The sequence below is a fragment of the Nonomuraea sp. NPDC049625 genome, from assembly GCF_040675285.1.
GTDB classification, from domain to species: Bacteria; Actinomycetota; Actinomycetes; order Streptosporangiales; family Streptosporangiaceae; genus Nonomuraea; species Nonomuraea angiospora_A.
Genome location: NZ_JBFAOQ010000038.1, coordinates 18,897 through 40,700, shown reverse-complemented (window position 1 = coordinate 40,700; position 21,804 = coordinate 18,897). Strand labels below are relative to the sequence as shown.

General features: G+C 73.2%; 20 protein-coding genes. 14 read left to right on the top strand and 6 right to left on the bottom strand.

The window, feature by feature from the left end; genetic code table 11:
* Positions 1-6 precede the first annotated feature (6 nt).
* The 8 genes from AB0J87_RS62970 (at position 7) to AB0J87_RS62935 (ending at position 10,973) form a co-directional block, all read left to right on the top strand.
* Positions 7-2,112: a hydantoinase/oxoprolinase family protein gene (locus AB0J87_RS62970; protein ID WP_363985431.1), complete on the top strand. Its 2,106-nt coding sequence runs from the start codon at positions 7-9 to the stop codon at positions 2,110-2,112.
* A gap of 2 nt (positions 2,113-2,114) precedes the next feature.
* Entirely contained in the window at positions 2,115-4,118 is a 2,004-nt protein-coding gene (locus AB0J87_RS62965) for a hydantoinase B/oxoprolinase family protein (RefSeq protein ID WP_363985429.1), read from the top strand.
* Entirely contained in the window at positions 4,115-5,371 is a 1,257-nt protein-coding gene (locus AB0J87_RS62960) for an amidohydrolase (RefSeq protein ID WP_363985427.1), read from the top strand. The genes AB0J87_RS62965 and AB0J87_RS62960 overlap by 4 nt, the downstream gene beginning before the upstream one ends.
* Positions 5,372-5,564: 193 nt before the next feature.
* A complete protein-coding gene (locus AB0J87_RS62955; protein ID WP_363985425.1) occupies positions 5,565-6,083 on the top strand; it encodes a hypothetical protein in 519 nt (172 codons plus the stop codon).
* 4 nt (positions 6,084-6,087) lie between these two features.
* Positions 6,088-7,509, top strand: coding sequence for an RICIN domain-containing protein (locus AB0J87_RS62950; protein ID WP_363985423.1), 1,422 nt, complete (start codon positions 6,088-6,090; stop codon positions 7,507-7,509).
* A gap of 99 nt (positions 7,510-7,608) precedes the next feature.
* A complete protein-coding gene (locus AB0J87_RS62945; protein ID WP_350742956.1) occupies positions 7,609-8,553 on the top strand; it encodes a hypothetical protein in 945 nt (314 codons plus the stop codon).
* Positions 8,550-9,638: an FAD-dependent oxidoreductase gene (locus AB0J87_RS62940; RefSeq protein WP_363985420.1), complete on the top strand. Its 1,089-nt coding sequence runs from the start codon at positions 8,550-8,552 to the stop codon at positions 9,636-9,638. The genes AB0J87_RS62945 and AB0J87_RS62940 overlap by 4 nt, the downstream gene beginning before the upstream one ends.
* Positions 9,639-9,665: 27 nt before the next feature.
* Positions 9,666-10,973, top strand: coding sequence for a cytochrome P450 (locus tag AB0J87_RS62935; RefSeq protein WP_363985418.1), 1,308 nt, complete (start codon positions 9,666-9,668; stop codon positions 10,971-10,973).
* A 34-nt stretch (positions 10,974-11,007) separates the two neighbouring features.
* Here AB0J87_RS62935 and AB0J87_RS62930 read toward each other — a convergent pair whose 3' ends face one another.
* A complete protein-coding gene (locus AB0J87_RS62930) occupies positions 11,008-11,904 on the bottom strand; it encodes an ABC transporter ATP-binding protein (protein ID WP_363985416.1) in 897 nt (298 codons plus the stop codon).
* Between the two features lie 18 nt (positions 11,905-11,922).
* The gene (locus AB0J87_RS62925; RefSeq protein WP_363985414.1) at positions 11,923-12,546 is read right to left on the bottom strand and encodes a helix-turn-helix domain-containing protein; all 624 of its coding nucleotides are present in this window, start codon (positions 12,544-12,546) and stop codon (positions 11,923-11,925) included.
* Positions 12,547-12,684: 138 nt separating this feature from the next.
* Between AB0J87_RS62925 and manA the strand changes: the two genes are divergently transcribed.
* Positions 12,685-13,842, top strand: a complete 1,158-nt coding sequence (gene manA / locus AB0J87_RS62920) for a mannose-6-phosphate isomerase, class I (RefSeq protein ID WP_363985412.1) — start codon at positions 12,685-12,687, stop codon at positions 13,840-13,842.
* Positions 13,843-13,897: 55 nt separating this feature from the next.
* Entirely contained in the window at positions 13,898-14,500 is a 603-nt protein-coding gene (locus tag AB0J87_RS62915) for a flavin reductase family protein (protein WP_363985410.1), read from the top strand.
* On the opposite strand, the gene AB0J87_RS62910 is transcribed toward AB0J87_RS62915, so the two are convergent.
* On the bottom strand, positions 14,497-16,062 hold the full coding sequence (locus tag AB0J87_RS62910; RefSeq protein WP_363985408.1) for an FAD-dependent oxidoreductase: 1,566 nt from the start codon (positions 16,060-16,062) through the stop codon (positions 14,497-14,499). The two genes, AB0J87_RS62915 and AB0J87_RS62910, sit on opposite strands and share 4 nt — an antisense overlap.
* Positions 16,063-16,157: 95 nt before the next feature.
* On the opposite strand from AB0J87_RS62910, the gene AB0J87_RS62905 reads away from it, so the two are divergent.
* Together AB0J87_RS62905 and AB0J87_RS62900 are read left to right on the top strand one after the other, a co-directional pair.
* Positions 16,158-16,748 (top strand): helix-turn-helix transcriptional regulator, encoded by a 591-nt coding sequence (locus AB0J87_RS62905; RefSeq protein WP_363985407.1) that lies wholly within the window; start codon positions 16,158-16,160, stop codon positions 16,746-16,748.
* Positions 16,749-16,779: 31 nt separating this feature from the next.
* The gene (locus AB0J87_RS62900) at positions 16,780-17,364 is read left to right on the top strand and encodes a hypothetical protein (protein ID WP_363985405.1); all 585 of its coding nucleotides are present in this window, start codon (positions 16,780-16,782) and stop codon (positions 17,362-17,364) included.
* Positions 17,365-17,599: 235 nt separating this feature from the next.
* Here the strand turns inward: AB0J87_RS62900 and AB0J87_RS62895 are convergent, their stop codons facing one another.
* Complete coding sequence (locus tag AB0J87_RS62895) at positions 17,600-18,058, bottom strand: VOC family protein (protein ID WP_363985403.1); 459 nt, start codon at positions 18,056-18,058, stop codon at positions 17,600-17,602.
* A 164-nt stretch (positions 18,059-18,222) separates the two neighbouring features.
* Here AB0J87_RS62895 and AB0J87_RS62890 point away from each other — a divergent pair, with 164 nt between their 5' ends.
* Positions 18,223-19,272: a TIGR04222 domain-containing membrane protein gene (locus AB0J87_RS62890; RefSeq protein ID WP_363985401.1), complete on the top strand. Its 1,050-nt coding sequence runs from the start codon at positions 18,223-18,225 to the stop codon at positions 19,270-19,272.
* A 15-nt stretch (positions 19,273-19,287) separates the two neighbouring features.
* Here AB0J87_RS62890 and AB0J87_RS62885 read toward each other — a convergent pair whose 3' ends face one another.
* Complete coding sequence (locus AB0J87_RS62885) at positions 19,288-20,181, bottom strand: ABC transporter permease (protein WP_350743055.1); 894 nt, start codon at positions 20,179-20,181, stop codon at positions 19,288-19,290.
* A gap of 142 nt (positions 20,182-20,323) precedes the next feature.
* On the bottom strand, positions 20,324-21,151 hold the full coding sequence (locus tag AB0J87_RS62880) for an IclR family transcriptional regulator (protein ID WP_363985398.1): 828 nt from the start codon (positions 21,149-21,151) through the stop codon (positions 20,324-20,326).
* Positions 21,152-21,365: 214 nt separating this feature from the next.
* On the opposite strand from AB0J87_RS62880, the gene AB0J87_RS62875 reads away from it, so the two are divergent.
* Positions 21,366-21,776, top strand: a complete 411-nt coding sequence (locus AB0J87_RS62875) for a RidA family protein (protein WP_363985396.1) — start codon at positions 21,366-21,368, stop codon at positions 21,774-21,776.
* The last annotated feature ends 28 nt before the right edge of the window (positions 21,777-21,804 follow it).

The window sequence follows — 21,804 nt, the reverse complement described above, 5'->3', positions numbered from 1 at the left end:
AGCCCTGTGACAAGCACGGATACGGCGAGCGCGACCGGCGCGCGGATCGGCATCGACGTCGGGGGAACGTTCACCGACCTCGTGGCCTCCGTGCCGGACCGGGGTCTCGTGGTGCACCACAAGGAGCCGAGCACGCCCGCCGACCCGTCCCTGGCGGTCGCGGACGGGCTGGCGGCCCTCCTCGCCCGCGCGGACCTGCGGCCGGAGGAGGTCGCGGGCCTCGTCCACGGCACCACGATCGGCCTGAACGCCGTCATCCAGCGGCGCGGCGCGCGCATCGCCCTGGTCGTGACCGAGGGCTACCGCGACATCCTGGAGATCGGCCGCAGCCGCATGCCGTCCTCCTTCGACCTGTACGCGGGCAAGGAGGAGCCCCTCGTCCCCCGCAACCTCATCGTCGAGATCTCCGCCCGGCTGGGCCCGCGTGGCGAACCCGTGGCCGAGCCGGACGCCGCCGAGCTGGACCGCGTCGCCGCGCGGCTGCGGGCCACCAGGGCCGACGCGGCGGCGGTCGTGATCCTGCACGGTTACACCGACCCGGCCTTCGAGGAGGGCGTCGCTGCGGGCCTGCGCGAGCGGCTGCCCGCGTTGCCGGTGACGGCCTCGGCGACCGTGTGGCCGGAGGTACGCGAGTACGAGCGTGCCCTGGTGGCCTGCATGAACGCCTACATCCAGCCGCTCATGCGCGACTACTTCGCCCGCCTGGAGAGCCGGGTGCGCGGGCTCGGGGTGTCGGCGCCGATCTTCATCAGCGCGTCCAACGGCGGCTCGATGAGCCTGCGCTCGGCCGCGGAACGGCCCGTCGAGACCGTGCTGTCCGGGCCGGCCGCCGGGGTGGCCGCGGCCGCCCGGCTGGGGGCGGGGGCCATCGTCACGTTCGACATGGGCGGTACCAGCAGCGACATCGCCGTGTCCGTGGACGGGTCGCCCGAGCTGGCCACCCACACCACGGTGGGCGGGCTGCCCCTGATCGTGCCGGTCGTGGCCGTGCACGCGATCGGGGCCGGGGGCGGGTCGGTCATCTGGGTGGACGGGCCGGGTGTGCTCAAGGTCGGGCCGGGCAGCGCGGGCGCCGACCCCGGGCCGGCGGCGTACGGCCGGGGCGGCGACCGGCCGACGGTGACGGACTGCTACCTGGCGACCGGGCTGATCGACCCGCGCACGTTCCTCGGCGGCCGGATGCCCCTCGACGCCGGCGCCTCGCTCAAGGCCCTGTCGGGCATCGCCGCCCACCTCGCCTCCGGAGGCGAGCGCGCCGGTGACGACCTGGCCGCGTACCGGGTGGCGGCGTCGGCGATGCGGGTGGCGACGGCGGGGATGGCGACCGAGCTGCAGAAGATCATGGCGCAGCGCGGGCTCGACCCTCGGCGGTTCGCGCTCGTGCCGTTCGGCGGCGCGGGCCCGACGCACGCGGCCATGCTCGCCGAGGAGGTCGGGATCGCGCACATCGTGGTCCCGCCGACCGCCGCCACGTTCTGCGCCCTGGGCGCGGCGGGCGCCGACCTGCGCCGCGACTTCGCCCGCAGCCTGCGCCGCCCCCTGGACGCCGCGAGCGCCACCCGCCTGGCGGGCGTGCTCGCCGAGCTGTCCGCCCAGGCCCGGGAGTGGCTGGCCGAGCAGGACGGCGAGGCCCGGCTGCGGGGGCGGCTGTCGTTCGCGGCCGACCTGCGCTACTCCGGCCAGGCGTACGAGCTCCGCGTCGCCCTCGACCCGGACCGCCTGGACGTCGAGGCGGTCTCCGAGGCGTTCCACGCCGAGCACGAGCGCCTGTACGGCTTCCGCGACCAGAGCGCGACCATCGAGCTCGGCACCGCCAGGCTCGGCGTGGTCGGTCCGGCGGCCGAGCTGCCGCCCGCCGCCGTCCCCCCGGGCACGGGCGCGCCCCGCCCCACGGCCCGTAGGCGGGTCCTGCTGGCCGGCACCTGGCACGACGCCCACGTCCACCTGCGCGAGTCCCTCGGCGTGGGGGACGCGTTCGACGGCCCGGCGATCGTCGAGCAGGACGACACCACCGTCGTCGTGCCGCCCGGCTGGTCGGCGGACGTGGACGAGGCCGGCAACCTGCACCTGCGCCGGGCGGACGGCGCCCACAACCCCCGTCGGAAGGCCTGAACGTGCGGCTCGACCCCGTCACCATGGAGATCGTCGGCAACCGGCTCAGCGCCATGACCGAGGAGATGTGCCTCACCCTGCAGCGCACCAGCCGCTCCCTGTACGTCAAGGAGACCGCCGACTTCTGCTGCGCCTTCGCGGGCCTGGACGGCGGCTTCGTCGCCTACCCGCGCGGCATCGGAGTCTCCGGCTTCGTCGGCCTGAACGTGCTCACCGCCGTCCAGGCCGCCGGCCCGCTGCAGCCCGGCGATGTGATCATCACCAACGACCCGTACCGCTCCGGCGGCCTGGCCACCCACCTGACGGACATCCAGCTCATCGAGCCGTATTTCCACGAGGGCGAGCTGGTCGGCTACGGCTGGGCGTTCATCCACTGCTCCGACATCGGCGGCCGGGTGCCGAGCAGCCTGTCGCCGGTCAACGACGAGATCTTCCAGGAGGGCCTGCAGATCCCGCCGGTCAAGCTGGTGCGCGCCGGGGAGCCGAGCCGCGACGTGGAGGCGCTGATCTCGGCCAACAGCCGCACCCCCGAGGCGAACCTCGGCGACATCAGGGCCATGCGCGCGGCGCTGCGCACCGGCCGGGAGCGGCTGGCCGGGGTCGTCGCCCAGCACGGCCTGGCCACCGTGCTCGACGCGCAGCGCGACCTGGTCGAGTACACCGCGGGCAAGGCACGCGCCGCCCTGGCCGCGCTCGGCGACGGCACCCACCGCTTCGTGGACTACCTCGACGACGACGCCGTCTCCAGCCTGCCGGTCCGCCTGTCGGTCACCGCGACGCTGCGCGCGGGCGACCTGCACCTCGACTTCACCGGTACGGATCCGCAGGTCGCCGCGGCGTTCAACATCGCGACCCTGGGCCGGCCGCACGCCTGGATCACCACCAGGGTGCTCGCGCTCATCTGCACCCTCGACCCCGGCATCGCGCTCAACGCGGGGCTCATCGCGCCGATCACCGTCACCACGCCCGAGGGCTCGCTGGTCAACCCCGTGCACCCGGCCGCCGTGGGCGTGCGGCACGCCTCGGCCAACCGCGTCAACGACGCCGTCGGCGGCGCGCTCGGGCTGGCCGCCCCGCACGTGCTGCCGGCCGCCTCCAGCGGGCTGGTGGTGCCCGTGGTCGTCGCCGAGCAGCGCGCCGCCGGGCAGAACGTGCAGGTCCTGGAGCCGATGGTGGGCGGTACGGGGGCCCGCGACGGCGCCGACGGGGTGGACGGCCGCGACAGCGGCATCTCCAACCTGTCCAACAACCCGGTCGAGACCGTCGAGACGGAGATCGGGGTCGAGATCCTCAGGTACGGGCTGCGTACCGACTCGGGAGGCGCCGGGCGCTGGCGCGGCGGGTGCGGGCTGGAGCTGACGTTCCGGGTGCGCGGGGAGGGTTCGAAGCTGCTGGCCCGGGGGCTGGAGCGGATGTGCTTCCGCCCGTGGGGCGTGGGCGGCGGCGGTCCGGGCGCGGCCACCGAGCTGATCGTCAATCCGGGCACACCCCGGGAGCGCAGGCACGTCAAGATCGACATGCTGCCGCTGGAGCCCGGTGACGTCGTCACGCTGCTGACCTCGGGCGCGGGCGGCTACGGCGACCCGTACACCAGGGATCCGGAGGCGGTGCTGCGGGACGTGGAGCGGGGCGTGGTCTCCCGGGAGGCGGCGGCGCGCGCGTACGGCGTGCTGCTGGCGGAGGCGGACGGCGGCCTGGCCGTGGACGGCCCCGCCACGGCGGACGCCCGCCGCGAGCACCGCCCGGACCGGGGCGCCCACGACGGCGGGGCGGAGCGGCGGGCGTGGGAGTCGGTGTTCGACACCCCCACCGTCGACCGCCTGGTGGCCGCCCTGTTCCGGCTCCCCCGCCCGGCCCGCACCCCGCGCAGGACGGCCCTCTACACCGCGGTCCTGGCCGGGCTGCCGGCCGGCTTCCCCAGGACAGCCCCCACCCCCGAGCAGCGCGACGCGGCCCGCCGTACCCTCGTCCAAGAGATCACCGAACTGGAACGGATGTCGGCATGAGCGATCAGGACGCCATCGACGCGATCATGGCCGGGCTCGCGGGCCCGGCGCTCGGCGAGCTCGCCGAGCTGTATCAGGACCTGCACCGGCACCCCGAGCCCGCCTTCGAGGAGAAGCGCACGGCGGGCATCGCCGCCGGGCGGCTGCGGGCGGCCGGGTTCGAGGTCGTCACGGGCCTCGGCGGCACGGGCGTGGCGGGCGTGCTGCGCAACGGCGAGGGCCCCACGGTGGCATTACGGGCCGACATGGACGCGCTGCCGGTGCTGGAGGCCACGGGCCTGCCGTACGCGAGCACCGCCACCACGCCCGACGGGGTGCCGCTCATGCACGCCTGCGGCCACGACATGCATGTGACGTGCCTGAGCGGCGCGGCGCAGCTGCTGGCGGCCGGCCGGGACCGGTGGCGGGGCACGCTCGTGGCGCTGTTCCAGCCGGCGGAGGAGATCGCGGCCGGGGCGCGGGCCATGCTGGACGACGGGCTGTTCGACCGGATCGGCACGCCCGACGTCGTGCTCGGCCAGCACGTCTTCCCCAACCCGGCCGGAACGCTGCTCATCAGCCCCGGCGAGATCCTGGCCGCCGCCGACAGCATGGAGATCCGGCTGTACGGCCGGGGCGGGCACGGCTCGCAGCCGGAGCGGACCGTCGACCCGGTCGTCCTGGCCGCCTCGACCGTCATGCGCCTGCAGACGGTCGTCTCGCGCGAGGTCTCCCCCTTCGAGCGAGCGGTGCTGACGGTGGCCCAGATCCACGCGGGCCACAAGGAGAACATCATCCCCGACGAGGCGTCCATCACGATCAACCTGCGCTCGTTCTCCCCCGAGGTGCGCCGCACCTTGCTGGCGGCCGTGGAGCGCGTGGTCAACGCCGAGGCGGCCGCCTCCGGCGCGCCCCGCCCGCCGGAGATCCGCACGCTCAACGCCTTCCCGCTGACCGTCAACGACGGCGACGCCACGGCCCGGGTGCGCGAGGCGTTCGCCGGCCGGTTCGGCTCCGAGCGGGTGCCGGCCATGGCGCCGCTGATGGGCAGCGAGGACTTCGGCCTGTTCGGCGCCGAGGCGGGCGCGCCGTCGGTCTTCTGGGGCCTCGGCGGCGCCGACCCCGGCCTGTACGCCCGCGCCGAGCGGGAGGGCCGGCTGCGCGAGGACGTTCCGAGCAATCACTCACCCTTCTTCGCGCCCCAGATCCTCCCCACGCTGCCCACGGGTGTCGAGGCCCTGGTCACCGCCGCCCTGGCCTGGCTACCGGCGTAACCGGCCGACAGCGCCCGGGCTTGTCCTACGCTGAAAGTTTCAGGCGCTGAGCTGGGCGGACGCCGCCGGGCGAGCGCCTGGCTGGTGCCCGCCTCCGGCCCGATCTACGGTGACGGTGCCTATCCGGCGCCGGCCGTCCGACGGGTGCCGGAGTGGCGCTCCTGGCGCGACCCCCACGCGAAAGGGACCCCCGATGGCACCTCGGCACCTCCTCCCGGCGCTGGCGCTCGCCGCCGCGGTCACCCTGGCCTCCCCTCCGGCGCACGCGGACACGTTCCGCACCGCGAGCTCGTCCGGCTGGGGACCCAGCTGGTCGGCCGGTCAGGCGAACGCCGAGGCCAACGCCCGCGCGGAGCTGAACCGGCAGGCCGCCCAGGCGGGCGAGGTCTGCCCGAGCGTGTCGGTCACCTCCACCCACGTCTACACCGCGCCCGACGGCTCGGCCTACGTCTTCAACGCGACCGCGTCGGGGACCTGCGTCCCGCAGCCTCCCGGACCGTCGTACCCGGTGGCGCGCTCGGAGACCCGCCAGGGCAGCGGCGCCACCTCCGGCGCCGCCGTCCAGAACGGCGCCCAGGCCGCCCGGGCGGCGGTGCTCGCGGCCGGCGTCAACTGCGTGAACTGGACGACCACGTCGGCGCTCGTGTGGGCCGCGCCCGGCAGCGTCTGGTACATCTACGACGTCACCGTCTCCGCGAACTGCACCGACTGACGCCATGTCCCGTCTCCTGACCCTGCTGGCAGGGCTCTGCCTGGCGCTCACGCTGACCCCCGTCGCCCCGGCGACGGCCGCGCCCGTGACCGTGCCGGTCGGCGCGCAGTTCACCGACACCTCGGGCAACCTGCTGCACGCCCACGGCGGCGGAGTGATCAAGGTCGGCTCGTACTACTACTGGTTCGGGGAGAACCGCAACGCCGACGGCACCTTCCGCTACGTCTCCGCCTACCGCTCGGCCGACCTGCGCACCTGGGAGTTCCGCAACCACGTGCTCACCCAGTCCAGCTCCGCCGAGCTGCAGGTCGCCAACATCGAGCGGCCCAAGGTCGTCTACAACGCCGCGACCGGCCGGTTCGTCATGTGGATGCACAAGGAGAACGGCCGCGACTACGGCGAGGCGCGGGCCGCCGTGGCCGTCTCGAACACGGTGGACGGCGCCTACACCTACCTGCGCAGCTTCCGGCCGCTCGGCCACATGTCGCGCGACATCACCACGTTCGTCGACACCGACGGCACCGGCTACATGATCTCGGCCGCCAACGAGAACTACGACCTGCACGTCTACCGGCTCAGCGCCGACTACACCGACGTGGCCGCGCTGGCGCGCATGTGGGCCGGCGACCACCGTGAGGCGCCGGCGATGTTCAAGCGCGACGGCGTGTACTTCATGCTGACCTCGGCCGCGACCGGCTGGCAGCCCAACCAGGCCCAGTACGCCACCGCCACCAGCATCACCGGCACGTGGAGCTCCTGGCGGAACACCGGCGACTCGCTGACGTTCGGCTCCCAGCCGGCCTACGTGCTGCCGGTGCAGGGCACGTCCGGCACGTCGTACCTGTACCTGGGCGACCGGTGGGCCGGCGCGTGGGGCGGGCCCGTCAACGACTCCCGGTACGTGTGGCTGCCGGTGCAGTTCCCGAGCAGCACGTCCATGAGCCTGACCTACGCGCGCCAGCTCACCGTCGACACGGCCGCCGGCACGATCGCCACGACGGGCACCGGCTACGACCGGCTGGCGGTGCGCCACTCCGGCAAGTGCGCCGACGTGCGCGGCGGCTCCCCCGCCAACGCGGCCGCGGTCATCCAGTACGCCTGCGGCGGCGGCACGAACCAGCAGTGGCGCATCCAGTCGATCAGCGGCGGCTACGTGCAGGTCGTGGCCCGCAACTCCGGCAAGTGCCTGGACGTCAACGGCGCCTCCACCGCCGACGGGGCGGCGCTCCAGCAGTACACGTGCGGCACCGGCGCCAACCAGCAGTGGACGCCGCAGGACGCGGGCGGCGGCTACCTGCGCCTGGTGGCCAGGCACTCGGGCAAGTGCGCCGACCTGCCCAGCTCCTCGCAGGCCGACGACGTGCAGTTCAAGCAGTATCCCTGCAACGGCGGCCAGAACCAGCTGTTCACCCGCACCCCGCTGTGAACCACCAGAAACCCAAGCCACAGAAGAGCACGTCAAGCACCGGTCAATAGCACGACCCCGCCTCTTTCGGCACAATTCGTGACGTTAGAGTGACGTACTGTGAACGAATCGAAGCGTGTGGAAATCACCTGGCCCAGCCTCGGCATCACCGTGGCCGCCGAACTCGACCAGCGCAACCGCGCCCTGGCCCAGTGCCTGTGGGACGCCCTGCCCTACCGCAGCCTGCAGGGGCACGCCCTGGTCGCCGGATATCACCTCTACCACGTCGCACCGGTCCATTCGCTGCTGCACACACCAGCGGAATACAAGGTGGACCGGCGCACCGTGCCCGACGGCACCCTGTTCTGCTCGCGGTTGCAGCATCTCGGCATCAAGTACGGCGAGCTCACCGAGCCCATGACCGCCACCCCGATCGGCCAGGTCGTCCCGGAGGACCTCGACGCCCTGGTCCAGGCCGGCCGCGACGTCTGGCACTCCGTCTACACCACCAAGAGGCCCGTCATCGCCGAAGTGCGCCGCGAGGGCGAGCCCAGCGGCCACCAGCTCCCGCGCCTGCCCATCGGCGACCCGCAGCTCAACGAGCTGGTCAAGGACGTGCACGCCGAGACCGAGCGCATCTGGCTGGACCCGCCCCGCGAGCTGCTCGACCTGCACGCGGGCCGCATCCCGTCCGGCGCCGGCAGCTACGAGACGGTCCTGACCACGCTGCTGTTCGTCAACGGCGAGACCCGGCCGCTCGGCTACAGCTGCTACGGCGGCCTCGTCCGCGCCGCCCTCGACGGCATGCCGATGCCGTGGCTGCGCCAGATGACCCGCCAGCTCGCGCACACGCCCGCCGAGTTCCTCGGCTACTGCGGCCTCGACACCCTGTGGGGCTTCACCCAGCGCCTGCTGGACGGGCTCGACCGGCTCGACGACCACGAGGACTTCGTCTCCGTCATGGCCCACATGGCCCTCTACTGCAACTGCCTCGGCGGCTGGAACCTGCACCTGTTCCCATGGGAGGCGGGCGAGCACCTGCGCCGCGAGGAGACGCCCGCATGAGCGGTCCGCGGGTAGTGGTCGTCGGCGGCGGCGTGATCGGCCTGTCGATCGCGTTCCACCTGGCCGAGGCCGGCGTCGACACCACGCTGCTGGAGCGGGACACGCTCGGCTCCGGCGCCTCGCGCGCCACTGCCGACGTGGTCCGCTCCTACTTCGCCGGCAACCCGGTCAGCTCGGCGCTGGCCGTGCGCAGCCTCGCGGCCTACCACGCCTTCCCGACCAGACCGGGGATCGACCTGCCGCTGCGGCAGGTCGGTTACCTGGTGCTGTTCACCGAGGCCGACCAGGTGACCGCGTTCGAGGCCGACCTGCCCGCCCAGCACGCCGCCGGCGTCGACGTGAACCTGATCAGCGCGCAGGAGGCCAGGGAGCGCAACCCGCTCATCGGGGACTTCCCGCTGGTGGCCGCCGCGTACTCGCCGCAGGCCTACATCTCCGACACCACGGCCATCGTCACCGCCTACGCGCGGGCGGCCGAGCAGGCGGGCGCGACGCTGCGTACCGGCTGCCCGGTCACCGCCATCGACACGCGGGCCGGGCTCGTGCGGACCGCCGCCGGCGAGGTCGGCGCCGACGCCATCATCTGCGCCGCCGGCGCCTGGTCGGCCTCGCTCGTCCGCGGGGCCGGCGTGGACCTGCCGCTCACCGAGCCCATCGAGCAGGAGCTGCTCACCACCGACCCGCTGCCGCCGGACACGCCGGACATCCCGGTCACCCTGCACGCCGCCACCGGCCTGCTCGTACGGCTGCGCGGCAACCGGCTGCTCATCGGCATGGGCTACCCGGGGCCCGACCGGGAGGCGTGGCGGCGGCAGGTCGCCGAACGCCTCGTGGCCACGTACCCGAGCCTGGCCGGGCTCGCGCTGCACACCGCCGTCACCGGCCTGCGCGACGCCAGCCCCGACAAGACCGCCTTCATCGGCCACCACCCGGGACCGCCGGCCTTCCTGTACGCGACGGGCTTCTCCGGGCACGGCCTGTGCAACGCGCCCGCCGCCGGGGAGCTGGTCCGCGACCTGTATCTCGACCAGGATCCCGGCTTCGACGTGACCGCGCTGGCCTTGAGCCCGCGCCGCGCGGGATGACCCAACGACAGACGGACGGGAAGACCCATGAGCCAAGAAAGCCGCCTCGATCAGGACACTCTCGACGCTCGGGAACAAGAAGCCGCAGACGGATACGACCCGGACGCCGTCCCAGGGTGCCCACATGCCCGGTTCGTCCTCGACCCGGCCACCCCGAGCCTGCACGCCGACAACGACCGGCTGCGTGCGGCCGGCCCGCTCGTGCCCGTGACGGCCGAGGGTGTACCGGCCTGGGCCGCCACCCATTACGCCACGCTGCTGACGGTTCTGACGCATCCGAGCCTGTCCAGGGACATCCGCCACTGGGCCACCCGCGACACCTGCCCGGCCGGCACCGCCATCGACCGCATCGTCACCGACACCTCGATGCTCAACGCCGAAGGCGACGACCACCGCCGCCTGCGCACCCCCGTGGCCGGCGCGTTCACCGCGCGCCGGCTCCGGCAGCTGCGCCCCAAGATCGAGGCGCTCACCGAAAGGCTCGTCGACGCCCTCGCCGAGCTGCCGCCTGACGAGCCGGTGGACCTGCGCAAGGAGTTCGCCTACCCGCTGCCGCGCGAGGTCATCTCCGAGCTGATCGGCATCCCGGCCGAGCACCAGGACGCGCTGCACGAGCTCTCCGACGCCGTGGCCCAGGTGTCCGACACGCTCGACGACTCGCCCGACGTACGCCGGGCCCTGCACGAACTGCTCGACCAGATCATCGAGGAGCGCCGGGACACGCCCGGCGAGGACCTCATCACCGACCTGTTCAGGCTGCGCGAGAAGGACGGCGACCGGCTGTCCTCCGACGAGCTGTTCGCCACCATCGAGCTGCTGTTCATCGCCGGGCACGTGACCACCGTCAACCTCATCACCAACGCCATCGGCGCCCTGCTCAACCGGCCTGACCAGCTCGAACTGCTGCGTACCGGCCAGTGCGACTACGGCGCGGCGGTCGAGGAGACGCTGCGCTGGGACTCGCCGATCGCCTACTTCCCGATGCGATACGCCGTACAGGACATCGAGATCGACGGCGTGCACCTGCGGACCGGCGAGCCCGTGCTGGCCTGCTTCGCCGCCACGGGGCGCGACCCCGGCCAGTTCGGCGAGAACGCCGACCGCTTCGACATCACCAACCCGCCGAGCGCCCACCTGGCCTTCGGGCACGGGCCGCACTTCTGCCTCGGCGCGCCGCTGGCCAGGATCGAGGCCGAGATCGCGCTGAAGGCGCTGTTCGAGGCGTTCCCGGAGATCGCGCCCGCCGCGCGGCCCGAGGACCTGGCCCCGCTGGACACGCTGCTGGGCAACAGCACCCGCAGCATGCCCGTCCTGCTCGGCCCGCGCGCCCGCTGAAGCGCCCCGGACGGGCGGGCCTGCCCGTCCGGGGTCAGCGCACGCTCTCCGCGTGCCGCTCGTAGTGGCGCAGGAACAGCTCCTCCAGCGTCGGCGGCCGGCTCACCAGGCTGCGCACGCCCGCCTCCGCGAGCCGGCGCAGCGCCGGGTCCAGCGCCACGCCGTCCACGTTGAACCGCACCCGCCCGTCACCGGTCCGCAGATCGTGCACCCCGGGCAGCTCGGCCAGCCCGTCCGGCGGGCTCGCCAGCTCGGCCTCGATCGACGTGCGGGTCAGGTGCCGCAGCTCCGCCAGCGTGCCCGTCTCGACCGTGCGGCCGTCCCGGATGATCGTCACCCGGTCGCACAGCGCCTCGACCTCGGACAGGACGTGGCTCGACAGCAGCACCGTACGCCGCGCCCGCTCCTCCCTGACGCACTCCCGGAACACCTCCTCCATCAGCGGGTCCAGGCCGGACGTGGGCTCGTCCAGGATCAGCAGCTCCCCCTCGGAGGCCAGCGCGGCGACCAGGGCCACCTTCTGCCGGTTGCCCTTCGAGTACGTCCGCGCCTTCTTGCGCGGATCCAGGTCGAACCGCTCCAGCAGCTCCGCCTTGCGCCGCGCGTTCAGCCCGCCGCGCAACCGGCCCAGCAGATCGATCACCTCGCCGCCCGACAGGTACGGCCACAGCGTCACGTCGCCCGGCACGTACGCCAGGCGGCGGTGCAGCTCGCCCGCCTCCGACCACGGGTCACCGCCCAGCAGCCGGGCGGTGCCCGAGTCGGCCCGCACCAAGCCCAGCAGGATCCGGATCGTCGTGCTCTTCCCCGCGCCGTTCGGCCCCAGGAAGCCGTGCACCTCACCGGCCCGCACACCGAGATCGAGCCCGTCCAGCGCCCTGGCCGTCCCGAACGACTTCACCAGCCCCTTCACCACAATGGCGTCACTCATGGTGGTGCTCCTCCAGATTCACGCGGTCGCGCCCCGATCGAGGGCCTTCCTGGCCTCAGCGGCCTCCTCCAGGCTGAGCAGCGGGTGAGAGTAGAGGTCCACCATCACCCGCATCAGCTTGACCTGCCCCTCCGGGCTGGTCAGATCCACACCCATGCCGCGCTCGACGTGCTGGCGCAGCACCGTGGCCGACAGAGCCATCGCCGCGATCATCGTCGAACGGGACCGGGCGTCCACGTCGGGAGGATCGGGACGGCTCCTGTCGGCCTCGATGATCCACCCCTCGCCGAGGTCGACCATCTCGTCGAACAGCGGCGCCGCCCACCCCTCCGTCAGCGCCCGCGCCAGATAGGGCTGGTACGGGCCCAGGACGGCGGCCGGGTTGAGCCCGGCGCCGTAAGGGTCGCTCGCGGCCTGCTCGCTCAGCCTGCGGATCGTCTTCATCAGCTGCTCGTCGCACGCCTCGCGCAGCGCCTGCTTCGAGCCGAAATGATGGCGCACCAGGCCCAGGGACACGCCGGCGCTCTCCGCGATGTCGCGGATCGTCGCCCGCTCGAAACCGTGCTCGCCGATGTGCCGCATCGCCGCGTCCCTGATCCGCGCACGCGCCGTGAGATCCTCCGGATCCGGTACGGTCGTCATCCCGTTCCCCTGTATAGCTCGCTGTTCATCTGAAAAGCAGACTATACCTGTGTATAGCAGCCCCGCAACGCGGCCCCCGGCTACGCACATCCGGCCGTCTCGTTCTACGCTCCAAGCACGACGATCGGAGACAACGCCGTGCCTCAGCCCGACCCGGCGCCCATGCGCCTGGCCACCGCCATCCGCCCCTACGACTGGGGCTCGGTGACGGCCCTGCCACAGCTCTTCGGCACCGAGCCCACCGGCCGGCCCCAGGCCGAGCTCTGGATGGGCGCCCACCCCGGCGACCCCTCCACCGTCGGCGGCACCCCGCTCAACGAGCTCATCGCCGACGACCCCGCCGGCACCCTCGGCGAGGCCACCGCCGCCCGCTTCGGCCCCGCCCTCCCCTACCTGCTCAAGGTCCTGGCCATCGAACGGCCGCTCTCCCTCCAGGTCCACCCCACCACCGAGCAGGCCCGGGCCGGCTTCGCCGACGAGGACGCCCGCGGCGTCCCCATCGACGACCCCGCCCGCACGTACAAGGACACCTCGCACAAACCCGAGATGGTCTGCGCGATCACCCCCTTCCACGGCCTGTGCGGCTTCCGCGACCCCGCCGCCACCGCCGCCCTCCTCGACCGTCTCGCCGTGCCGGACCTGGCCCCCTGGAGCGACCTGCTCAGAGCGGGCGACCTGCGCACCGTGTTCGCCCAGATGCTCGACGACGCCCACGAGCCGCTGCGCGCCCAGGTCGAGCACGCCCTGCGCGAGTCCGACGACCCCGGCCTGGCCGTCTACGGCGACCTCGCCCGCGCCTGCCCCGGCGACCCGGGCGTCACCGCCGCGCTCCTGCTCCACCACGTCAACCTGGCCCCCGGCCAGGCCCTCTACCTCGGCGCCGGGATCCCCCACGCCTACCTCGGCGGCATCGGCGTCGAGATCATGGCCAACTCCGACAACGTGCTGCGCTGCGGGCTCACCACCAAGCACATCGACGTGCCCGAGCTCATGCGCGTCGTCGACTTCACGCCGTCCGCCCCGCACCTGGTCCGGCCGGAGCAGGACACGCCCGGCGAGCACCGCTACCGGCCGCCGGCCCCCGAGTTCGCCCTCACGCGCTACGACCTCGACAGCCCCCACACGCTGCCCGGAGGCGCGCCCCAGATCGTCGTCTGCATCGACGGGGAGGCCCGCCTGGCCGGCCTGACGCTGCGGCCGGGCGAGTCGGCGTTCATCCCCGCGGCTGCTCCGTCGGTGCCGCTTGCCGGGAAGGGGACGGCGTACCGCGCCGAGCCGGGCGCCTTTACATTGTAGATTCGCTACGACGTTTCGGCCCGGCGTTGAACGTCCCGTTCCTAGGCTCGCCCGCATGAACACTGTGACCATCGAGCCGAGCATCCTGTACTTCGGGACCCCGGTCGTCCTGCTCTCCACCGAGAACCCGGACGGGACGTTCAACCTCGCCCCGATGTCCTCGGCCTGGGCGCTGGGCCAGGTGATCGTGCTGGGGCTGGGCGCCGAGGGGCAGACCGCCCGCAACCTCATGAGCCGCCCGGAGGTGGTCGTCAACCTGCCCGCTCCCCACCAGTGGCAGGCGGTCGAACGGCTGGCGCCCCTCACCGGGCGGCACCCCGTACCGGCGACCAAGCACGCGGGCTGCCGGTACGAGCCCGGCAAGTTCGCCGCGGCCGGGCTGCGGCCCGAGCCCTCCGAGACCGTGCGGCCGCCGCGCGTGGCCGAGTGCCCCCTCCAGTTCGAGGCACGGGCGGAGCGGGTGGGCCACGACGTCTCGGGGTCGTTCGTCATCGCGGAGGCCGTCGTGAGCAGGGTGCACGCGGACCCGCGCATCGTGGTGCCCGGCACCCAGCACGTGGACCCGGGCACGTGGAGCCCGCTCATCTACAACTTCCGCCACTACTTCGGCCTCGGCCCCGAGCTCGGCCACTCCTACCGCAGCCAGACGCCCCGCTAGGGCAGCCGGCGAACCTTGAGCACGCTGTCCGTGCGGGCGCCGTGCCGGCCGTCCGGCTCGTCCTGGGCGCGCTCGTACTCCTCGCGGACCTGCACCTCCCACTCCCCCTCCGGCAGCCCGAGAGCGTCCAGGACCTCCTGCGCCGTCGGGAAGTGCACCTCGACGGGCGGGTTGTGCTCCCAGGACGGCCATCCCACGTGCCCGACGACCAGCAGCACCCCGCCGGGGGCGACCGCCGACGCGGCGGCGCGCAGGATCTCCTCGCGCGGCAGGTCCACGAACGAGTGCAGGAAGCAGGCGGAGACGAGGTCGAAGACGCCTTCGGGGAAGGACACGCCCAGGTCGTGGCGCTGCCAGTCGATGCGGTCGGCGACGCCCGCCTCCTTGGCGTGCCCGGCGGCGCGTTCGAGCGCCACGCCGGAGACGTCGGCCGCGGTGACCCGCCACCCCCTGCCCGCGAGCCAGATCGCGTCGCCTCCCTCGCCGGACCCCAGGTCCAGCGCCGTGCCGGGCTCGAGGTCCGACACCTCGCGGACGAGCGTCACATTGGGGTTCCCGCTCCAGATCCGGGTCTTCTCGGAGTAACGGGAGTCCCAGTACTCCTCCGGGGCGACATCCATGGCGGCGACGGCGCGGCGGGTCTCCTCGGCGACCAGGTCGGCGTTGATCGCCGCCGCCGCCCGCACCCCCGCCGCCGCGGCGCCGATGACCTGCTCGTTCAGGGTGGTCACGTTCCCCGCCACCCACACCCCGGGCACGCTGGTGGCGCCCATCGGGTCGGCGGGCACGCGGGTGCCGATCACGTGCCCGGACATCTCCATCTCCTCCGTCTCCAGCCCCAGCGCCGCGAGCAGCCCTGCCTGGGCGGTGAGAAGGCCGGCGGTCGCCAGAGCCTGGCAGGCGACCACGCGCCCGTCGGCGAGCCGCACTCCGGACAGCCTGCCGTCCGTCACCTCCAGGCCCGCCACCTTGCCCTCGACCACGGTGACGCCCCTGGCGGCGAGCTGACGCCGCTGGTCGTGGCTTAGGTCGGGCGCGGTGTGCGGGAAGAAGGTCACGTCCGCGCTCCACTGCCGCCACAGCAGCGCCTGGTGAACGGAGAGCGGCCCCGTGCCCAGGATCGCGATCGCCTGGTCACGCACCTCCCAGCCGTGGCAGTACGGGCAGTGCAGCACGTCCTTGCCCCACCGCTCGGCCAGGCCCGGCACGTCCGGCAGCTCGTCGGTCAGGCCGGTGGTGACCAGCAGCCGGTCCGCCTCGACCGTGGCCCCGTCCGCCAGCACGACGCGGAAGCCCCCGCCGTCGAGCCGCTCGGCGGTGGTGACGGTGCCGGTCACGATCTCCCCGCCGTACCCGATCACCTCCTCCCGGCCCGCGGCCAGCAGTTCGAGCGGCGAGAGTCCCTCGCGCCCCAGGTACGTGTGCACGCCCTCGGCGGGCGCGTTGCGCGGCCGGCCGGCGTCGACCACCAGCACCCTGCGCCGCGCCCGGCCCAGCGTGAGCGCCCCGCTCAGTCCCGCGGCCCCGCCCCCGACCACCACGACGTCGTACTTCGCGTCCATCTCGCCTCTTCTCACGGTGATTCCGATGTCCGACACTGTCCGCGCCCGGCGGCCGATTTGACAAATTTCATTGCCGAAATGGCAAAGTGGGTCGCATGGACGACCTCGACGACGTACTCCAGTCCGTGGGGCCGCGGCTGCGGTCGGTGCGCCAGGAGCGTGGCGAGACGCTGGCGCAGCTGTCCGCGAGCACCGGCATCTCCGTCAGCACCCTGTCCCGCCTGGAGTCGGGTCAGCGCAAACCGACCCTGGAGCTGCTCCTGCTGCTGGCCCGGGCGTACCAGGTGCAGCTCGACGAGCTGATCGACGCGCCGGTGACCGGTGACCCGCGCGTACATCTGCGCCCCTTCAAACGGCACGGCACGACGTTCATCCCGCTGAGCCGCCGGCCCGGCGGGGTGCAGGCGTACAAGCAGATCTTCCCGCCGCACTGGCCGGGCTACGAGCCGGGGCCGTCGGACCAGAAGGTCCACGAGGGCTACGAGTGGATGTACGTGCTGTCGGGGCGGCTGCGGCTGCTCCTCGGGGAGCACGACGTGATCCTGACGGAGGGGGAGGTGGCGGAGTTCGACACGCGGACGCCGCACGCGTCCGCCAACCCCGGCCCGGAGCCGACCGAGATCCTCGCCCTGTTCGGCCCTCAGGGGGAGCGCATGCACGTCCGCGCTCGCCCGACCGCCCGGTGAGCACCCGGTGGTCTGGTGCATGATGATGCACGTGACCGAGTCGGTGATGCGGTGGGTGCGGCGGCACCGGCCGGACGGCAACCCGCTGCGGCGGCGCTCCGACCGCCTGGAGAGCGCCGTGCTGCTCGTGACGGTGGTCCTCGTCCTGCTCAGCGTGTGGCCCGCGGCGGCGGCGGGGCGGCAGTCGTACGAGCACGCGCTGCCGGCGCTCGGCGACGGGCGCCGGGAGGTGGTGGCGACCTTGCTGGCGGACGCGCCGGTGACGCGCCTGTCGTTCGGGGAGGCACCCCGGAGCGAGCCGGCCCCGGCGCACTGGACGACGCCGTCCGGGCTGGCAAGGACCGGCCGGGTGATGGCGCCGCCCCTGGCCAAGGCGGGCACGGAGGTGCGGATCTGGGTCGATCCCGGCGGCCGGCGGGTCAGCGCGCCGCCGAGCCCCGGCGACCTGCGGGTCACGGCCGTGGCGACGACGCTGCTGCTGGTGCTGGTGGCGGCGGTGGTCGCGGGGCTGGGGTTCGCGGGCTTCCGGCTGCTGCTCGACCGGGGACGTTACCGCGAGTGGGAGTCCGCCTGGTCGCTGGCCGACGCGCGGTGGCGGCGCCGGCGTTCGTCGTAGCCGCCGGGCCGTCGATTTCCGTCCTATACCGAAATCGCATGCCCGGTCAGGGCCCGAGTCAAGGGCCTGCCCAGGTCAAGGGCGGTATTCACCCGAATCGTGGTGATCTCCGGGCGTCTAAGGTGTAGGGGATGGGAAGCGTCACCCGGATGAACGGGGTGCGGGCGCGGGGCGTCCCGCCCGGCCAGGCGGAGCTGGAGCCGCCACGGCCGGTGCGGGCGCCCCGCTGACGCACTCAGGCGTCGGTGCCGAAGCCGTCGAGCGTCTGGCGCTCCTCCAGGTCGCGCAGCTCCTCGAAGACCGTGATGTGCAGGCCCGCGGGCGCGTCCAGCCGGGCGTTCAGCGACTCCCAAGGCGTGACCGTGGGGGGCGCCACCTCCGTCGCACCCGCCGCCACCAGCCGCTCGGTGGTGCCCCGCGCGTCGTCCACCTCGAACGCCACCCGGAGCTTCGGCGCCACCTGCCGTCCCACCTCGACCTCGTCGATCATCTTCTTCTGCGCCGGGTTCGCGATCTCCAGCGTGGCCCTGCCGGCGTCCAGGATCGCCACCCGCGCGCCGTCCCCGCCGGAGAACGCGGCCTGTTCGGGAAGGCCCAGCACATCACGGTAGAAGGCCAGCGCGGCCTCGTAGTCCTCGGCCTCCACCACCAGCCGGAGCTGCCGTACGGGGCGGTCGTCGGTGGGTGCGCTCATGCGATCTCCTCAGCGGGAATGCGGGCGTTCATTGCCTCGTGCAACCCACCTGCCCCGTCCGTTCATCCCGCTCGCATGGTTCGAGAAACCTCTAAGTGTTTCCGGGAACCCTCGTGCCTCCGGAAGAGTCCTTCATGCAAAGGGGCCGCCTCTGGGGAGGCTGTATGGACGGGGTCTTACACACGGCTGCCATCGTGCTGCTCGCGCTGGTCGTCCTCACCGCGATCCGGACGCAATTCGCGTTGTTCCGCGCCCGTTCCGTCGCGGCGCGCGGGCTTCACCGGCTGAGCGTCTACGAGGCGGCGTTCCTCGCGGGCGGGCCTCGGCGGGTCATCAACGCGGCGCTGGTGTCGCTGGTCTCGCAGGGCGGGGTGCGGGTGTCGAGCGAGGGGCTGGTCACGCCGGTGAAGGGGTTCCGCGTGACCAAGTCGGTGCCGGTCGAGCGGGCGCTCTACCGGCACGTGCGTTCGGGCGGGGGGCCGCACACGACGGCCGAGCTGCGGCACCAGACGGTCCGCGATCACGCGATGCGGCGGCTGGCGACGCCGTTGTGGCGGCAGGGGTTCCTGATGTCGCCGGCCGTCCGGACGCGGTCGCGGCGGCGTACGAGCTGGCTGGCCGTCTTCGCCGGGCTGGCGGCGGTCGTGGCCGTGGTGAGCCTGCTCCGGCGCGCCCCGCCGGCCACGACCGTGATCGCCGGGGCGGCCGCCGTCGTCGGCGTGCTCTGCTTGTTCCTGCTGCGGCGCTCCATGGCGAACCCGGTGACCAGGGCCGGGCGGGCCGCTCTGCGGCAGGCCGAGGTCGACGACCTGGCGGACGGGTCCTGGAAGGTCTCGGACGACGCCGGGGTGGTGGCGCTGCGGGGCCTCACCGAGCTGCCGGACCGGCGGCTGGCCGACTCGCTGGCCCGCGACACGCGGGCCAGGAGCCACCGCGGGGTGCGGGCGGCGTGCTGCGCGCCCGGCCATTGCGGGTCGTACGGCGGCCCCGCCTACTCCTACGGCGACCCCTCGTACGAGGGCAGGTTCTTCGACTTCGGCGGCCTGTTCGACGGCGGCGGCGGGTCCCACGGCCATGACGGCGGCGGAGGCTGGGGCGGCTCCGACGGTGGAGGCGGCGGGTCCGATGGTGGAGGCGGCGGCTCCGACGGTGGAAGCGGCGGGTCCGACGGCGGGGGCGGTGGCGGTGGGTGCGGCGGTGGTGGAAGCCAGTGACGCCGCCGTTCCTGCTCAGCCCCGCCCGTAGCGGTCCTCGGCCCGCCAGAAGTACCAGAACCCGAAGATCAGCGAGAACACCGCCCAGAACACGCACGACAGCCACACCGTCCGCGGCGGGACGTGGCTCCCGATCAGGATGTCGCGCATCCACTCGATGTAGGAGGCCGCCGGGTTCAGGTACATCACCGTCGCCACCCATTCCGGCAGGCGGGCGCTGTTGACGACCTTGTCATGGATGGCGAAGAACACCCCGGACGCGTACAGCCACGTCCGCATGATGAACGGCAGCAACTGGCTGAGGTCCCGCACCGTGGACCCCAGCCTGGCCAGCACCAGCCCGGCCCCGATGTTGAACGACGTCTGCAGCGCCAGCACGATCGGCACCATCAGCCAGAACCACGTGGGGAACTCCCCCGTCACCGTCACGATCAGCAGCAGCACCCCCATGGAGATGGTGAGCTGCTGCAACTCCTGGATCGTGTACGCCAGCGGCAGCGACGCCCGGGGGAAGTGCAGGGCTCGGATCAGCGACAGGTTGCCGGAGATCGACTTGGCGCCCGCGGTGACGGTCCGCTGCGTGTACGTGAACACGAACATCCCGGTCAGCAGGAACGCCGGGTAGTTGTCGATGTTCTTGCTGCCGCCGAGGATGAGGCCGAACATCACGTAGTAGATGGCCGCGTTCAGCAGCGGGGTGAGGATCTGCCAGAGCTGGCCCAGCGCGGATCCCGAGTATTTGGAGACGTTGCGCGAGGTCGCGTACGTCAGGATGAAGTGCCGCCGCTCCCACAGCTGGCGCGTGTAGACGGGCAGTCTCGGGCGCGCGATGGCGGGGCGCAGCCCGTGTCGCCTGGCGAGTTCGGCCAGTGACCCGCTCTCCGGCGGGGCGTTGTCCAGTTGGCTCATGAGCACCTCACTGCGTTGCGGTCCCCGGCCCCGGTCGTGGCGGCGCGCGCCCGTTCCCGATGCCGAGGCTAACCGATCAACCGGCGTCATCGCAGCTAGCGGGCGGTAGCCGTTTCCGTGCGGCGCGTCCGGGGCGGTGTCCTTATCGGGCGATGCAGGGGCACACCCTCCCATCCGGCACCGCGTGGGCCACGGCCCGCCCGCGCAGGAGGCCGGTCGCCGTCGCCGCCGCCTCCCGGACCCCCATGGTCATCGTGGCCTGCCTCTCCTGGAACCGGGTCGTCGGGACGGACACCGTGAACGCGCCCGTCGGCGAACCCGTCTCGTCGAAGAAGGGCGCCGACACGCAGCACACACCCTCGCTGAACTCCTCACGGTCCACCGCGTAGCCCTGCCTGCGCACCCGGGCCAGCTCGACGGTGAGGTGGTCGTGGTCGACGATCGTGCGCGGGGTGACCGCCTTGAGCTCCACTCCCTTGAACATCGCCGCCACCTGATCCTCCGGCAGGAAGGCGAGCACCGCCTTGCAGGAGGCGCGCGCGTGCATGTGCCCGGTGTAGCCGACGTCGAGCTCACCGACGCTCATCACGTGCGGCCCGGAGATGTAGTGCTGCAACGTCAGCGTTCCGTGCTGCCAGCCGGAGATGTAGGACGTCTCGTGCGTCCTGTCGTGCAGCCGGGCCAGGATCACCGCCAGCTCGGGCGCCGGTCCCGCCCGGCGCTGGAGGTGCCGGTTCAGCGACGCCGCCCGGTGGCCGACGTCGTACCGGCCGCCGGAAAGGCGCACCACATAGCCGCCGGCCAGCAGCGTGCGCAGGAGGTGGTAGCAGGTGCCGAGCTTGATGCCGAGCTGACGGCTGAGCACCTTCGCGGTGGCGGTGCCGTCCGCGGCGGCCACGGCCTCCAGCACGTGCAGGCCGCGTTCCAGCGTGAGCAGCATGGTCTTCCCGCCGGCCTCCGGCTCGCTCATGTCCGCCTCCCTGTCAGGTCCCGCCGGGCGAGTACGCCCGCGGTCTCCATCATGGTGCGCCGGGCCCCGGCCACGTCAGCGGGGCGCGGTCGCGCCGAAGGGGGCGGCCCGATTTTCGACTATCTGAAATTCCGCAGGTGGACGCGTGATCCGGCCGGTCGCCCCCGCCTAGCGTTGTGACGCCCCAGAAACCGGCCCTCCGAGGAGAGACCCGATGATCCGCCGCTGGAATCCCCCCACGCTGGCCCCGCCGATCGGCCAGTACAGTCACCTCGCCTCTGTGCCGGCAGACCATGAGCTGGTGATGATCTCCGGCCAGGTCGGCGCGCTGCCGGACGGCACCCTCGCGGGCCCGGACGCGGAGACCCAGACGCGGCAGATCTTCGCCAACATCGAGCTGCTGCTCGACTCGCTCGGCGCGGGGCCGCAGCACCTGGTGAAGCTGTTCACCCTGGTCGCGGGCGTCGAACATGTCGCGGGCTGCCGGGCGGCGCGGGCGGAGACGTTCGCGAAGTGGTACCCGGACGGCGACTGGCCCGCTCATTCGCTCGCGGTGGTCACGGCCCTGGCCGATCCGGCGCTGACCGTCGAGATCGAGGGCGTGGCCGCCCTGCCCCGCCGATGAGCCCGGAGGACTTCCGAAGGCTCTTCCC

Excerpts from the sequence above, each read along its gene's own strand:
- AB0J87_RS62935 (WP_363985418.1), top strand. The coding sequence starts at position 9,666 with ATGAGCCAAGAAAGCCGCCTCGATCAGGACACTCTCGACGCTCGGGAA.
- AB0J87_RS62895 (WP_363985403.1), bottom strand. The coding sequence starts at position 18,058 with ATGAGCGCACCCACCGACGACCGCCCCGTACGGCAGCTCCGGCTGGTG.
- AB0J87_RS62880 (WP_363985398.1), bottom strand. The coding sequence starts at position 21,151 with ATGAGCGAGCCGGAGGCCGGCGGGAAGACCATGCTGCTCACGCTGGAA.
- AB0J87_RS62905 (WP_363985407.1), top strand. The coding sequence starts at position 16,158 with ATGGACGACCTCGACGACGTACTCCAGTCCGTGGGGCCGCGGCTGCGG.
- AB0J87_RS62925 (WP_363985414.1), bottom strand. The coding sequence starts at position 12,546 with ATGACGACCGTACCGGATCCGGAGGATCTCACGGCGCGTGCGCGGATC.
- AB0J87_RS62955 (WP_363985425.1), top strand. The coding sequence starts at position 5,565 with ATGGCACCTCGGCACCTCCTCCCGGCGCTGGCGCTCGCCGCCGCGGTC.
- AB0J87_RS62915 (WP_363985410.1), top strand. The coding sequence starts at position 13,898 with ATGAACACTGTGACCATCGAGCCGAGCATCCTGTACTTCGGGACCCCG.
- AB0J87_RS62875 (WP_363985396.1), top strand. The coding sequence starts at position 21,366 with ATGATCCGCCGCTGGAATCCCCCCACGCTGGCCCCGCCGATCGGCCAG.
- AB0J87_RS62960 (WP_363985427.1), top strand. The coding sequence starts at position 4,115 with ATGAGCGATCAGGACGCCATCGACGCGATCATGGCCGGGCTCGCGGGC.
- AB0J87_RS62885 (WP_350743055.1), bottom strand. The coding sequence starts at position 20,181 with ATGAGCCAACTGGACAACGCCCCGCCGGAGAGCGGGTCACTGGCCGAA.
- AB0J87_RS62890 (WP_363985401.1), top strand. The coding sequence starts at position 18,223 with ATGGACGGGGTCTTACACACGGCTGCCATCGTGCTGCTCGCGCTGGTC.
- AB0J87_RS62940 (WP_363985420.1), top strand. The coding sequence starts at position 8,550 with ATGAGCGGTCCGCGGGTAGTGGTCGTCGGCGGCGGCGTGATCGGCCTG.
- AB0J87_RS62910 (WP_363985408.1), bottom strand. The coding sequence starts at position 16,062 with ATGGACGCGAAGTACGACGTCGTGGTGGTCGGGGGCGGGGCCGCGGGA.
- AB0J87_RS62930 (WP_363985416.1), bottom strand. The coding sequence starts at position 11,904 with ATGAGTGACGCCATTGTGGTGAAGGGGCTGGTGAAGTCGTTCGGGACG.
- AB0J87_RS62950 (WP_363985423.1), top strand. The coding sequence starts at position 6,088 with ATGTCCCGTCTCCTGACCCTGCTGGCAGGGCTCTGCCTGGCGCTCACG.